The sequence below is a fragment of the Curtobacterium sp. PhB130 genome, assembly GCF_003755165.1.
In the GTDB taxonomy this organism is placed as follows: Bacteria; Actinomycetota; Actinomycetes; order Actinomycetales; family Microbacteriaceae; genus Curtobacterium.
Genome location: NZ_RKII01000010.1, coordinates 89,308 through 103,321 on the forward strand (window position 1 = coordinate 89,308; position 14,014 = coordinate 103,321).

General features: G+C 73.1%; 9 protein-coding genes and 1 tRNA gene. 6 read left to right on the forward strand and 4 right to left on the reverse strand.

The features are described 5' to 3' along the window. Nucleotides 1-2: 2 nt before the first annotated feature. The 4 genes from EDF24_RS16175 to EDF24_RS16190 form a co-directional block, all read right to left on the reverse strand. Nucleotides 3-3,941, reverse strand: a complete 3,939-nt coding sequence (locus EDF24_RS16175; protein ID WP_123704228.1) for a Pls/PosA family non-ribosomal peptide synthetase — start codon at nt 3,939-3,941, stop codon at nt 3-5. 44 nt (nt 3,942-3,985) lie between these two features. Continuing rightward, complete coding sequence (locus EDF24_RS16180; protein WP_260233477.1) at nt 3,986-5,020, reverse strand: Gfo/Idh/MocA family protein; 1,035 nt, start codon at nt 5,018-5,020, stop codon at nt 3,986-3,988. A 183-nt stretch (nt 5,021-5,203) separates the two neighbouring features. Beyond that, nucleotides 5,204-5,275, reverse strand: a tRNA-Arg gene (locus EDF24_RS16185). 158 nt (nt 5,276-5,433) lie between these two features. Next, on the reverse strand, nt 5,434-6,090 hold the full coding sequence (locus EDF24_RS16190; protein WP_123704230.1) for a hypothetical protein: 657 nt from the start codon (nt 6,088-6,090) through the stop codon (nt 5,434-5,436). Between the two features lie 154 nt (nt 6,091-6,244). On the opposite strand from EDF24_RS16190, the gene argS reads away from it, so the two are divergent. From argS to thrB, 6 genes are all read left to right on the forward strand, one after another. Further along, on the forward strand, nt 6,245-7,909 hold the full coding sequence (argS, locus tag EDF24_RS16195; protein ID WP_123704232.1) for an arginine--tRNA ligase: 1,665 nt from the start codon (nt 6,245-6,247) through the stop codon (nt 7,907-7,909). A gap of 279 nt (nt 7,910-8,188) precedes the next feature. Beyond that, a complete protein-coding gene (locus EDF24_RS16200; RefSeq protein ID WP_123653617.1) occupies nt 8,189-8,950 on the forward strand; it encodes an LmeA family phospholipid-binding protein in 762 nt (253 codons plus the stop codon). A gap of 63 nt (nt 8,951-9,013) precedes the next feature. Continuing rightward, complete coding sequence (gene lysA, locus EDF24_RS16205; protein WP_123653616.1) at nt 9,014-10,453, forward strand: diaminopimelate decarboxylase; 1,440 nt, start codon at nt 9,014-9,016, stop codon at nt 10,451-10,453. Nucleotides 10,454-10,482: 29 nt separating this feature from the next. After that, the gene (locus EDF24_RS16210) at nt 10,483-11,790 is read left to right on the forward strand and encodes a homoserine dehydrogenase (RefSeq protein ID WP_123704234.1); all 1,308 of its coding nucleotides are present in this window, start codon (nt 10,483-10,485) and stop codon (nt 11,788-11,790) included. Nucleotides 11,791-11,849: 59 nt separating this feature from the next. Continuing rightward, nucleotides 11,850-12,929, forward strand: coding sequence for a threonine synthase (gene thrC / locus EDF24_RS16215; protein ID WP_123653614.1), 1,080 nt, complete (start codon nt 11,850-11,852; stop codon nt 12,927-12,929). Nucleotides 12,930-12,973: 44 nt separating this feature from the next. Further along, nucleotides 12,974-13,918, forward strand: a complete 945-nt coding sequence (thrB, locus tag EDF24_RS16220) for a homoserine kinase (RefSeq protein ID WP_123704383.1) — start codon at nt 12,974-12,976, stop codon at nt 13,916-13,918. Nucleotides 13,919-14,014: the final 96 nt, after the last annotated feature.

The window sequence follows — 14,014 nt, forward strand, 5'->3', positions numbered from 1 at the left end:
GGTCAGTCTGCCACGACGCCGGCGGTCGGGTCCGTGGACGCGGCCCGGGCTGTCCAGGGTGCGCTCTCCCACGGTGCGATCGGGTTGCCCGCCCAGGACGTGCCGCCCGGGACCTGCTCGCCGCGCATCACGAGCGACGCGGGTGCGATCGTCGCCCCCGGGCCGATCCCGGCGGCCGGCAGGATCACGCTGTGCGGTCCGAGGGTGCCGCCGGCGTCCAGCCGGACCTCGTCGAGCTGCATCACCCGGTCGTGGAACAGGTGCGTCTGCACGACCGTGCCGCGTGCGATGGTGGCGCCGTCGCCGATCGTGACCAGGTCGGCCTCTGGCAGCCAGTACGTCTCGCACCAGACCCCGCGGCCGATCGTCGCGCCGAGGCTCCGCAACCAGGCGGCGAGCGCCGGCGTGCCGATGGCCTGCTCCGCGAACCACGGCCGCGCGACGGTCTCCACGAACGTGTCCTGCACCTCGTTGCGCCAGACGAACGAGGACCACAGCGGGTGTTCCCGTGCGCGGATCCGACCGACGAACACCCACTTCGCGATCGTCGACACGGCGGCGGCCACGGCGCCTGCCACGACGAGGACCACCGCGGCGAGGAGCACCGTCCACCCGATGCCGACCGCCGACCAGAGCGCCAGGAGCGTGCCGCCGACCCCGAGCGCGATCGCCCCGGACACCATCGGCGCGACCACGCGGAGGACCTCCCAGCAGCCGCGGGCCACCCGGAGCCGCCGCGGCGGACGGAACGTGCGCTCCTCGTCGAAGGACGTCGCCGCGCGTCGGAGCCGTACCGGGGGAGACCCGAGCCACGACGAGCCGCGCTTGGCCTTCTTCGGGACGGCGGAGAGCACCGCGACGAGCGCCTCACGGGGAACGCTCCGCCCGGCGCCGGTCATCCCGCTGTTCCCGAGGAACGCACGGCGACCCACCTTGGACCGGCCGATCGTGATGCGGCCGCCGCCGAGTTCGTACGTGGCGACCATCGTGTCGTCGGCGAGGAACGCACCGGACGCGATCTGCGTCAGGGACGGCAGCAGCAGCACCGTCGAGATCTCGGTGTTCCGCCCGACCCGTGCCCCGAGGAGCCGCAGCCACACCGGGGTGACGAGGCTCGCGTAGAGCGGGAACAGCAGTGTGCGCGCGGCGTCGAGCACCCGTTCGGTGCACCACGCCTGCCAGCCGATCCGGGAACGCACCGGGTGCCGTCCCTCGTGCAGCCCGATCCCGAGCAGCCGGACCGCGGCGACGACGAGCCCCGCGTAGACGACCCCGGCGACGACGGTCGCGAGCGGGACGAGTGCCAGCGCGTGCAGCACCGCGGCGCCGAGCGTCGGCGCCCGCCCGACCAGCGCAGCGGTCACGAGCAGTCCGACCGCGACACCGGTCACGGGCAACCCGGCCACGGCGACGGACCCGGCCCCGTACGCGACGAGCCAGCGTCGACGTGACGCGGGGCGAGCCTCCCGGCCGTGCCTGGCCGACCCGACGCGTTCCGCCGGCGGTCCCGCCCAGCGCTCGCCAACCGGGACCCGGCCCTGGACGGCGGAGCCCGCCTCGACCTCGGCACCCGCGCCGACGACCGCCCCGGGCATGAGCGTCGTGCGGCTGTGCACCACCGCGTCCGACCCGACGACGACGCGCCCGAGCCGGAACACGTCACCGTCCACCCAGTGCCCGGCGAGGTCCACCTCGGGCTCGATCGACGCGCGCCGGCCGATCGTCAGCATCCCGGTGACCGGCGGCAGCGTGTGCAGGTCGACGTCCCGGCCGATCCGCGCCCCGAGCGCCCTGGCGTAGTAGCTGATCCACGGGGCACCCGCGGTGGAGGGTCCGTCGACCGCCTCGGCGATCCGCTCGGCGAGCCACACCCGCACGTGCACCGAACCGCCCCGCGGGTGGTCGCCCGGCCGGACGCCGATGAGCACCAGGCGGGCGAGCGCCACCGTGACGGCCATCTTGCCCACGGGCGTCACGAACACCAGCACCGCGGCGACCAGGACCGGCCACGGCAGCACCGGCAGGAACGGCAGGGTGGTCGCGTGCAGGACCGCTGCGACGAGGGCCGTCCACGTCAGGACCCGGAGGCCGCGGAGCACCTGGACCGGCAGCCCGAGGAGCGTCAGCGCGATCCCCGTCGCCGGCGGGGTCGGCCGGACGTCACGGTGCGCGGCGGCGACCGGGCCCGACGCGTCCAGCGCGTCCGCGAGCGCGCCGATGCGCGGGTGGTCGTAGACGTCCGCCACCGTCGTGGTGGGGTAGCGCTCGCGGATCGCCGAGACGAGCTGCGCCGCCGTCAGGGAGCCGCCGCCGTGTGCGAAGAAGTCGTCGTCGACGCTCGTCGGGGGGATGCCGAGGATCGCGGCCCACCGTTCGGCGATCCACGCGACGGTGGGAGGGAGCGCAGCGCCCGCACCACCCGCTGCACCCAGCGGCCACGGGAGCGCCGCGCGGTCCACCTTGCCCGACGTCCGCGTCGGCAGGGTGTCCACCACCACGAGGAGCGGCACCAGCGCCGCCGGCAGCTCCTCCCGCAGCCGGGCGTTGGCCGCCGCCGTGTCCACGACCGCACCCGCGACGGGAGCGACGTACCCGACGAGGACCTGGTTCCCCGCCGGCGTCTGCTGTACCACGGCAGCCCCACCGGCGACATCGTCGAGCGCCTGGAGCGCCGCATCGATCTCCCCCAGCTCGATCCGCCGCCCACCGAGCTTCACCTGGTCGTCCGCCCGACCCTGGAACACCAGCCCCTCCGGGTCGTACCGCACCAGGTCACCACTCCGGTACGCCCGCTCCCACCCGAGCTCCGGGAAGGGGGCGTACTTCTCCGCGTCCTTCGCCGGATCGAGGTACCGCCCGAGCCCCACCCCGCCGATGACGAGCTCCCCGACCGCACCCGGCGCCACCCGCGCACCCGCGGCGTCGACCACCGCGAGGTCCCAGCCGTCCAGGGGCAGCCCGATCCGGATCGGCACGCTGCCGTCCAGCAGCGAACCGCACGCCACGACCGTCGCCTCCGTCGGCCCGTACGTGTTCCAGACCTCCCGGTCCCGACTCGCGATCCGGGCCGCGAGCTCGGGCGGACACGCCTCACCGCCGAAGACCACCAGCCGGACCTGCTCCAGCGCGTCGTCCGGCCACAGCGCCGCGAGCGTCGGGACCGTCGACACCACCGTGATGCCGTGCACGATCAGCCACGGCCCGAGGTCCACGCCCGTCCGCACCAGGGAGCGCGGAGCCGGCACCAGACACGCGCCGTGCCCCCACGCGAGCCACATCTCCTCGCAGGACGCGTCGAACGCGACGCTCAGCCCGGCGAGCACCCGGTCACCCGGGCCGATCGGGGCCCGCTGCAGGAACATCCGCGCCTCGGCGTCGACGAACGCCGCAGCGGAACGGTGCGTCACCGCGACGCCCTTGGGCACGCCCGTCGAGCCGGAGGTGAAGATCACCCATGCGTCGTCGGCCACGTCCGGTCCGTCGGCGCTCGCCGCGGGGTCGACGACCGGAGCGGGCACGCCGGGCACCCCGTCGGCGGCGTCCCCGTGCAGCACGCCGCCGGCGCCGATCACGCCGACGACCCCGGCCTCCCCGAAGACGAGCGTCGCGCGCTCCTCCGGGTCGTCCGCGTCGACGGGCACGTACGCCGCGCCGGCCGCCAGGACCGCGAGGACGGACAGGTACAGGTCGCGCCCGCCGGACGGGATCCGGATCCCCACGCGGTCGCCGCGCCGCACACCCCGCCGGGCGAGGTCGTCGGCGCGCTCCTGCACGAGCCGCAGCAGCGTCCGGTAGTCGATCGCGCCGTCGGGGTCCTCGAGCGCGAGCGCGGTCGGGTGCGCATCCGCGGTCGCCCGGAGGACGTCGAGCAGCGTGCGCGCCGGCGGTGCGAGCGTGCCGCGTGCCAGCTCGGTCTGCGGGTTCCCGGTGGCGAGCGTCATCGAGTCCTCTTCCCGGTCGTGTGCAGGTCGACCGGCCCGTGATCCTAGGGGGCCGAGGTGTCCTGTTCGGAAACAGCAGCCCGCGCCGCGTCCAGCGACGCCGCGAGGCCGATCGATTCGTCCAGTCCGTGCAGCGGCGACTCCGTCCGCCCCTCGGCGACGTAGTCCGCGAGCGCGACCGCCTGCCACACCAGTCCCTGCCGTCCACGCAGCCCGCTCGGCTCCGACCAGCGGTCCGCGTCCGCCCCGTGGTGCAGCGCGAACGAGGCCGGGAACACGAAGTGGTCCGTGTACCGCACCGTCGCCCGGCTGCCGGCGATCGTCGCCAGGCCCGGCGTCCACGCGGTCATCGACGTGGTCGCCACGGACTGCGCGCCGCCGGTGGCCGTCGACACGGTGACGGACTGGAGGTCCACCCCACCGTCCGAGACCACTCCCGTCGTGCTGCTGGTCACCGGGGCGCCGGTGGCGAACCGTGCGAACCAGTGCGCGTAGACACCCGCATCGAGCAGGGCGCCGCCGCCCTGCGCCCGGTCGAACATGCGGTCGTTCGGGTCCGGCTCGTGCGGCCAGCCGACGTCGACCATCGCCAGACGCACGTCGCCGAGCTCCCCGTCGGCGAGGAGCTGCGCGATCACGGTGGTCCCCGGGAGGTACCGGGTCCACATCGCCTCCATCGCGAACACGCCGGCGTCGCGGGCGGCGCTCGCGAGGCGTCGCGTGTCGGCCTCGGAGGTGGTCATCGGCTTCTCGACGAGCACGTGCTTGCCGGCGGCGATCGCGAGGAGCGCGTGCTCGAGGTGCTGCGGGTGCGGCGAGGCGACGTAGACCACGTCGACGGTGGGGTCCGCGACGAGGGCCTCGTACGAGCCGTGTGCGGTGGGGACGCCGTGGCGTGCGGCGAAGGCGGCGGCGCGCTCGGGGGAGCGGGAGCCGACGGCGACGACGCGCTGGTCGGAGTTGGCGTGCAGCGTGGCGGTGAAGTCGTTCGCGATCTCGCCGGGGCCGATCACGCCCCACCCGAGCGTGGTGCCCCCGCGGAGCGGAACGGTGGTCGGCAGCGGAAACGTCATCGTCATCCCCCGAACCTACCGACGGCTCAGAGAGGCGGCGTCGATCCGCCCGCATACCTGTCGGACCCGACCACAGGCCGCCGCGCGCCTGTCGGAACGAACCACGGGGGATCAGTCGCGGCCTGCCGCGACATCGATCGTCGCCGACTGAGCGAAGCGAAGACGTCGACTTGATCGGAAATGTCTCTGTGCCCCCAGGAGGATTCGAACCTCCGCCCCTGCCTCCGGAGGGCAGTGCTCTATCCCCTGAGCTATGGGGGCCCGGGGTGGGAACAACCGTAGCAGGTCCCAGCCGCCCCCCAGGACCACCGGTTCCCTCGTGGGGCCGTGGTCCGGTCACGGGCGGACGGGAGGCGCGGTCCGGGCCCGCACCGCGCCTCCCGTCGGGTGGGCGGTGACGCTGCACGGCGTCGCTCGCGTCAGCCGGCCGGGGTCGCGGTGGGGGTCGGCGTGGCCGTCGCGGACGGCGAGACGGACGCTCCCGGTGTCGCGGACGCGTTCGGCGCGAGCACCTGCCGCACCGCGTCGACGACCGGCTGTGCCGAGCCGGGTTCGGTGAACAGGGTGGAGGAGGTCGTGATCCAGTAGGGGTCCGCGAAGGCATCGGCGCGGCCGACGTCGTCGGTGAGGGAGAAGTAGCCCTCCACCGTGTAGGTCGGCACCGAACCGCCCCGCTCGTACAGGGCGTCCTTGAGGTTCGTGAGTGACTTCTCAGGCAGGTCGGCGACCGCGACGGTGATCGTGACGGAGTTGTCGGCGACCTCGTCGAAGACGCAGACCCGGCCGCGCTGCTGGGCGATCCGGGCGGCGGCGGAGCCCTTCGCGGGCTCGGCCGAGCCGTCGAGTTCGAACTGCTGGCCGTAGACGGCGAACGCGGTGTCGGGGAGGAGCTCTGCGCACGTCTGGGTGACGCGCTTGCCGATCGGCGCCGCGGTGGCGGAGGCGCTCGGCGTCGGGCCGGCGGACCGCGTGGCGGTGCCGTCGGCGTCGCCACCGGAGCAGGCGGCGAGCACGAGGGCGGCGGGGACGGCGAGCGCGGCGACGCTGATCGCCCGGACCGATCGTCGGGAGGTCATGCGGCCATGATGCTGCATGCGTCCGTGTGAGCGAAGGGTGCCGTCGCGTGTGCAACGGGTGCCGTCGCGTGTGCAACGGGTGCCGTCGCGTGTGCAACGGGTGCCGTCGCGTGTGCAACGGGTGTCGGCGCCACGCCCGGTAGACTCGTCCGCCGTGACTCCTGCCGAACTCTCCGCCGCGTACCTGTCGATCCTGACCGGGATCGTCGAGCGCCGAGGCGCGTCCGACACCGTGACCGTCGAGGAGTCGCACGTCGCCCTCGAACGCCCGAAGAACCGGGCGCACGGGGACTGGGCCTCGAACGCCGCCATGCAGCTCGCGAAGCGCCTCGGGACGAACCCGCGCGAACTCGCGACGGAGATCGCTGGCGAGCTGACCGAGCTCGACGGCGTGGACACCGTCGACGTCGCCGGCCCCGGCTTCATCAACATCACGCTCGAGGCGGCTGCTGCCGGCGAGATCGCCCGCACCATCGTGGAGAACGGCGAGTCCTTCGGACACGGCGACCTCTACGACGGCGTGCGCATCGACCTCGAGTTCGTGTCCGCGAACCCGACCGGCCCGATCCACATGGGCGGCGTCCGCTGGGCCGCGGTGGGCGACAGCCTCGCCCGCGTGTTCCAGGCGCAGGGTGGCCTCGTCACGCGGGAGTACTACTTCAACGACCACGGCAGCCAGATCGACCGGTTCGCCCGGTCGCTCGTCGCCTCCGCACTGGGGGAGCCCACGCCGGAGGACGGTTACGGCGGCGCGTACATCGCCGAGATCGCGGCCCGGGTGCTGTCGACCTTCGACGGGGACGTGCGCAACTTGCCCCGCGACGAGGCGCAGGAGCTGTTCCGGCGCGAGGGCGTCGACTTCATGTTCGCCGACATCAAGCAGTCGCTGCACGAGTTCGGCGTCGACTTCGACGTCTACTTCCACGAGAACGCGCTGCACGAGTCGAAGGCCGTCGAGCGCGCCATCGAGCGGCTCCGCGCCAACGGTCACATGTACGAGGCCGAGGGCGCGCAGTGGCTCCGCACGACCGAGTTCGGCGACGACCGGGACCGCGTCGTCATCAAGTCCGACGGGGAGCCCGCGTACATCGCCGGCGACCTGGCGTACTACCTCGACAAGCGCGAGCGCGGGTTCGAGCGGAACCTGATCATGCTCGGCGCCGACCACCACGGCTACGTCGGCCGGATGATGGCGATGTGCGCCGCGTTCGGGGACGAGCCGGGCAAGAACCTCGAGATCCTGATCGGCCAGATGGTCAACCTGCTCAAGGACGGCGAGCCGATGCGCATGTCGAAGCGTGCGGGCACGATCGTCACGATGGAGGACCTCGTCGACGCCGTGGGTGTCGACGCGGGCCGCTACTCGCTCGTCCGGTTCGCCAGCGACACCGCGATCGACATCGACCTCGACCTGCTGACCAAGCGCACCAACGACAACCCGGTGTTCTACGTCCAGTACGCCCACGCCCGCACGCAGTCGGTCGCGCGGAACGCCGCGGCCTCGGGTGTGGACCGCTCGGCGTTCGACGCGTCGCTCCTCACCCACGACACCGAGGGCGCGCTGCTCGGGGCCCTGGCGGAGTACCCGCGCGTGGTCCGGCAGGCCGCCGAACTCCGCGAGCCGCACCGCATCGCGCGCTACATCGAGCAGCTCGCGGGGCTGTACCACCGCTGGTACGACGCCTGCCGGGTGACCCCGCTCGGCGACGAGACCGTGACCGACCTGCACCGCACGCGCCTGTGGCTGAACGACGCCACCGGCCAGGTCGTGCGGAACGGCCTCGGGTTGCTCGGGGTGAGCGCGCCCGAGCGCATGTAGCGCCGCGCGCGCCCGCGCGTGCCGCGCCGGCCGCGCACCGCGGCCGCGCCGCCGGCCGAGCTTCGCGTAACCAAAACCACTCCGCACCACGGATGTCCGTGGTGCGGAGTGGTTTTGGTTGTGCAGCGCCGGCCCGCACCGCGGCGGGCGCACCGCACCGCGGCGGGCGCACCGCACCGCGGCGGGCGCACCGCACCGCGGCACCCGCCGCGCCCGCCGCGCCGGGCCCGCACCGCGCCTCCAGGCCGCATCCCGGGGGACGCTGGCAGGGTGGGACGCATGTCCACCGCACCCGCCGCCCCACGCAAGCGCCGCCGCGGCCGCACCGCAGCGATCGTCGTCATCGGCATCGTGGTGCTGCTCGCCGTGCTCGTCGTCATCGCCGAGTTCGTGCTCCGCGGCGTCGTCGACCGGATGATCGCGCAGCAGGTCGAGCAGTCGCTGCCCGACGGCACGACCGGCACCGTGGACGCCCACGCCGAGGGCGTGATCATTCCGCAGCTCATCAGCGGCACCCTCGACGACGTGGCGATCTCGTCGACGAAGCTGACGGTGGACGGCATCCCGCTCGCCGCCGACGTCACCGCACACGACGTCCCGATCGACGGCAAGGGGAACGTGCACGACGTGGACGGCACGGTGACCCTGGCTGCGTCGAGCGTGAAGGACCTCGCGAAGTACAGCCCGCTGTTCGACCGCCTGTCGCTCGTGGACGGTGGCGTGCAGCTCTCCGGGACGACGGCCGTGCTCGGCTACGACATCTCGTACCAGGCCCGTGGCACCGTCGCCGCGCAGTCCGCCGGCAAGGGCATCACGATCACCCCGAAGACCGTGCGCATCACGAATTCGGCGCTCGACCTCAAGGTCGACGACATCCCCGGCGTCACGAACACCCCGGTGCAGGTGTGCACCGCGCAGTTCCTGCCCGAGGCGCTCCGCGTGCGATCGCTCGACGTCACCGCCGCGAAGGCGACGGTGCGGATCACCGCCGACGAGCTGCCCCTCAGCGAGGACGGTCTGCAGACCGTCGGCACGTGCTGACTTCTCCACAGCGTGCGTAACACCGGACGGGAGGCCGGGCCCGGCTCGGTAGGATCGGGTCCCGTGAGCGAGAACCCACTTGCCCCGCCGCGGCTGCGGTTCCCGACGGATGCCTCCGCGCTGACCGCGCGGATCTGGCCCGCCTCCGCGACGCGCACCGACGACGGTTCGCTCGCGATCGGCGGCGTCGCCGCGTCCGACCTCGTCGCGCAGTTCGGTACGCCGCTGTACGTGGTCGACGAGCGGGACGTGCAGTCCCGGGCCGTCCGCGTGCGCAACGCCTTCAGCGAAGCGTTCGGCCGCATCGGCGCGCACGCCCACGTCTACTACGCCGGCAAGGCGTTCCTCACCACCCAGGTCGCGGCGTGGATGGCCGAAGCGGACCTCCGCGTCGACGTCTGCACCGGCGGTGAACTCGCGGTCGCCCTGGCCGGCGGCGTCGACCCCGGCCGGCTCGGGTTCCACGGCAACGACAAGTCCGACGCCGAGATCGCCCGCGCGGTGCAGGTCGGGGTCGGCACGATCGTCCTCGACTCCCACGAAGAGATCGACCGCGTCGCCGACGCTGCAGCGGCGGCCGGTGTCGTGCAGCGCGTCCGCATCCGGATCAACAGCGGGGTGCACGCCTCGACGCACGAGTACCTGGCGACCGCGCGCGAAGACCAGAAGTTCGGCATCCCGCTGACGGAAGCGGTGGACGCTGCGGAGACCATCCGGTCCCGGCCGTCGCTCGCCTTCGTCGGGCTGCACTCGCACATCGGTTCGCAGATCTTCGACGAGTCCGGGTTCCGTGAAGCCGCGCGTCGCCTGATGGACGTGCACGCCACGCTCGTGCAGTCCGGGCCGGTGCCGGAACTCAACCTCGGCGGTGGCTGGGGCATCGACTACACCGAAGCCGACTCCGCGTTCGAACCCGAAGACGTCGCCGACGCCCTCGCGACCATCGTCGCCGACGCCTGCGCCGAGCGCGGCATCCCGGTGCCGGACGTCGCGGTGGAGCCCGGGCGGTACATCGTCGGGCCGGCCGGCATCACGCTCTACCGGGTCGGCACGATCAAGCCCGTCACGCTCGAGACGACGGACACCGACGGCGCGGCCGACGGTGGCAGCGCCACCCGCACGTACGTCTCGGTCGACGGCGGGATGAGCGACAACGCCCGCCCGGCGCTGTACGGCGCCGAGTACACGGCACGGCTCGCCCGGACCTCGGACGCACCGGCGGTCCTGAGCCGGGTCGTCGGGAAGCACTGCGAGAGCGGCGACATCGTCGTCCACGACGAGTACCTGCCCGGGGACGTGCACCGCGGGGACCTCCTGGCCGTCGCGGCGACCGGTGCCTACTGCTGGAGCCTCGCGAGCAACTACAACCACGTCGGTCGTCCGCCGGTCGTCGCGGTCGCCGACGGCCGAGCACGTATCCTCGTCCGTGGTGAGACGGTCGACGACCTCCTCGCCCGCGACACCGGGGTGTCGCCCGTGGCCGCTGCCGGTGCCGCGCGGTGAGCCCCCGAGATCCCGGAGACACGCACCACATGATCGAATACCGCAACGTCCGCGTCGCGCTGCTCGGAGCCGGCTCGGTCGGCTCGCAGGTCGCGCGACTCCTGCTCGAACACGGCGACGAGCTGGCCTCGCGTGCCGGCGCCGGCCTCGAACTCGTGGGGATCGCCGTCCGTGACGTCGACGCCGAGCGGGACGTCGACCTGCCGCGCGAGCTGTTCACGACGGACGCTGCGTCGCTGATCCTCGGCGCGGACATCGTCGTCGAGCTCATCGGCGGCATCGAGCCGGCGCGCACCCTCGTGCTCCAGGCCCTGCAGTCCGGCGCCGACGTCGTCACCGGCAACAAGGCACTCCTCGCCACGCACGGCCCCGAGCTCTTCGCCGCGGCGGAGCAGGTCGGCGCGCAGCTCTACTACGAGGCAGCCGTCGCCGGGGCGATCCCGATCATCCGGCCGCTGCACGACTCCCTCGCCGGTGACCGCATCGTGCGGATCATGGGCATCGTCAACGGCACCACGAACTTCATCCTCGACCTGATGGACCGCGAAGGCGCCACGTTCGACGACGCCCTCGCCACCGCGACGGAGCTCGGGTACGCCGAGGCCGACCCGACCGCCGACATCGAGGGCTACGACGCCGCGCAGAAGGCGGCGATCCTGGCCTCGATCGCGTTCCACACCTCGGTGCCGCTCGCCGCCGTGCACCGAGAGGGCATCACCTCGGTCACCATCGAGCAGGTCCGCGCGGCGCGGAAGGCCGGCTACGTCGTGAAGATCCTCGCGACGTGCGAGCGCCTCACCGACGAGAACGGGCGCGAAGGCGTGAGCGCCCGCGTCTACCCGGCCCTCGTCCCGGAGTCGCACCCGCTCGCCAGCGTCCACGGCGCCAAGAACGCCGTCTTCGTCGAAGCCGAAGCGGCCGGCGACCTGATGTTCTACGGCGCCGGAGCCGGCGGGGTCGAGACGGCCTCCGCGGTCCTCGGCGACCTGGTCTCGGCCGCCCGCCGGCACGTGATCGGCGGCCCCGGCATCGCCGAGTCGACCCGGTCCGACCTGCCCGTCTTCCCGATCGGCACCGTCCGGACGAGCTACCAGATCACCCTGCACGTGACGGACGCCCCCGGCGTGCTGTCCACCGTCGCGGGCGTCCTGGCGAAGCACGGCGTCAGCGTCGAGACCGTCGAGCAGTCGAGCGCACACGGGGTCGGCGGCACCGCGACCCTGGTGATCGGCACGCACGAAGCCCGCGAATCGGACCTCGCCGACACCGTGGTGTCCCTCCGCGGAGAGGACGTCGTCACCGACGTCGCCAGCGTGCTCCGCGTCGTCGGCGCCTGAGCCGCTCCCGATCCACCAGTCCCCACCAGCACTGCAGCACCGACAGAGAGAGAACCCCGATGGCCCACCAGTGGCAGGGCGTCCTGCGCGAGTACGCCGACCGACTCGACGTGACCGAGGCGACACCCGTCATCACGCTGGGGGAGGGCGGCACGCCGCTCATCCCGGCGCGGCGTCTCTCCGAGCGCACCGGCGCCGAGGTCTGGGTGAAGTTCGAGGGCATGAACCCGACGGGCTCCTTCAAGGACCGCGGCATGACGATGGCGATCTCGAAGGCGGTCGAGCACGGCGCGAAGGCCGTGATCTGCGCCTCGACCGGCAACACGAGCGCCTCGGCGGCCGCGTACGCCACGCACGCCGGCATCACCGCCGCCGTCCTGGTGCCGGAGGGCAAGATCGCGATGGGCAAGCTCAGCCAGGCCGTCGCCCACGACGCCCAGCTGCTGCAGGTCCAGGGCAACTTCGACGACTGCCTGGACATCGCGCGCGACCTCGCCGCGAACTACCCGGTGCACCTGGTCAACTCGGTCAACAACGACCGCATCGAGGGCCAGAAGACCGCCGCGTTCGAGGTCGTCGACGTCCTCGGTGACGCCCCGGACTTCCACTTCCTGCCCGTCGGCAACGCCGGCAACTACACGGCGTACTCCCGCGGCTACCGCGAGGACGTCGCCGCCGGTCGCTCGTCGAAGCTGCCGCGCATGTTCGGCTTCCAGGCCGCCGGCTCCGCCCCGATCGTGAACGGCGCCGTGGTCCAGCACCCGGAGACCGTCGCCTCGGCGATCCGCATCGGCAACCCGGCCTCGTGGAAGTTCGCCCTCGAAGCGCGTGAGGAGACGGACGGCTACTTCGGTGCGATCACCGACGCCGGCATCCTCGCCGCGCACCGCATCCTCTCGGCCGAGGTCGGCGTGTTCGTCGAACCGGCTTCCGCGATCGGTGTCGCCGGGCTCCTCGAGCGTGCCGACGCCGGCGAGATCCCGAAGGGCGCGAAGGTCGTCATCACGGTGACCGGCCACGGCCTCAAGGACCCGCAGTGGGCGCTCCGCACCGAGGACGGCTCCGACGTCACGCCGACCAGCGTGCCGGTGGACACCGCCGCGGTCGCCGACGTGCTCGGACTGGCCGGCGCGCGGTGAGCCCCGACCGCTCGTCCGGACCGGAAGCGGGCACGACCGCCCGCATCGCTGTACCGGCCGGACGGGCGGTCCGTGTGCGGGTCCCGGCGACCTCCGCGAACCTCGGCCCGGGGTTCGACTCGCTGGGACTCGCGCTCTCCCTCTACGACGAGGTCGACGTCCGCGTGCGCCCCGAGCCGGGCGCGACCGTCACGGTGCAGGGCGTCGGCGCCGGTGAGGTCGCGACGGACGACACGAACCTCGTCGTCCGTGCCGTCCGCCGTGGGCTGGAGCACGCCGGAGTCGAGCAGCCCGGCCTCGAGCTGACGGCGGTGAACGCCATCCCGCACGGTCGCGGGATGGGCTCGTCCGCCGCGGCGATCGTCGCCGGGCTGATGGCAGCGCGTGGACTGCTCGAGGGGATCGTCGACCTCGACGCCTCGACGCTCCTCACCCTGGCCACCGAGATGGAGGGGCATCCGGACAACGTCGCACCGGCGCTCTTCGGCGGGCTCACCATCGCCTGGATGACGGCGGAGGGGCCCGCGTACAAGCGGCTCCTGGTGCACCGCGGTGTCGCGCCGGTGGTCTTCGTGCCGACCTCGACCCTGTCCACGAAGCTCGCGCGCTCCCTGCAGCCCGAGAGCGTCCCGCACGCCGACGCCGCGTTCAACGTGTCCCGGTCGGCGCTCCTCGTCGCCGCGCTCATCCAGAGCCCGGAACTCCTGCTCGCCGCGACCGAGGACCGGCTGCACCAGACCTACCGGGCGAGCGCGATGCCGGAGACGGACGCGTTGATCCGCCTGCTCCGGCAGCACGGGCTCGCTGCGGTCGTGTCCGGCGCCGGACCGAGCCTGCTCGTGCTCGGGTCCGACCCGGCGCAGCGCCTGACGGCAGCCGATCTCGTCGAACGACACGCCGAATCCACCTGGCGGCCGCTCATGCTGGCCGTCGATCTCGGTGGTGCTACAGTGAACCCGCACCCGGTGAACCACGGAGGAAACCCGTAGCGCGGCTTCGTGCCCAGCACGAACGACAGCCAGCACGTGTTCCACGGTTCGCAGGTGTGATCTCCCTCAGATCACCGCTTCCCGGTCCGTCGTCTG

What these genes read in the sequence shown, in the direction of transcription:
- EDF24_RS16175 (WP_123704228.1), bottom strand. Translation starts at nt 3,941, where the DNA reads ATGACGCTCGCCACCGGGAACCCGCAGACCGAGCTGGCACGCGGCACG.
- EDF24_RS16180 (WP_260233477.1), bottom strand. Translation starts at nt 5,020, where the DNA reads ATGACGATGACGTTTCCGCTGCCGACCACCGTTCCGCTCCGCGGGGGC.
- EDF24_RS16190 (WP_123704230.1), bottom strand. Translation starts at nt 6,090, where the DNA reads ATGACCTCCCGACGATCGGTCCGGGCGATCAGCGTCGCCGCGCTCGCC.
- EDF24_RS16200 (WP_123653617.1), top strand. Translation starts at nt 8,189, where the DNA reads ATGTCCACCGCACCCGCCGCCCCACGCAAGCGCCGCCGCGGCCGCACC.
- EDF24_RS16210 (WP_123704234.1), top strand. Translation starts at nt 10,483, where the DNA reads ATGATCGAATACCGCAACGTCCGCGTCGCGCTGCTCGGAGCCGGCTCG.
- thrC (WP_123653614.1), top strand. Translation starts at nt 11,850, where the DNA reads ATGGCCCACCAGTGGCAGGGCGTCCTGCGCGAGTACGCCGACCGACTC.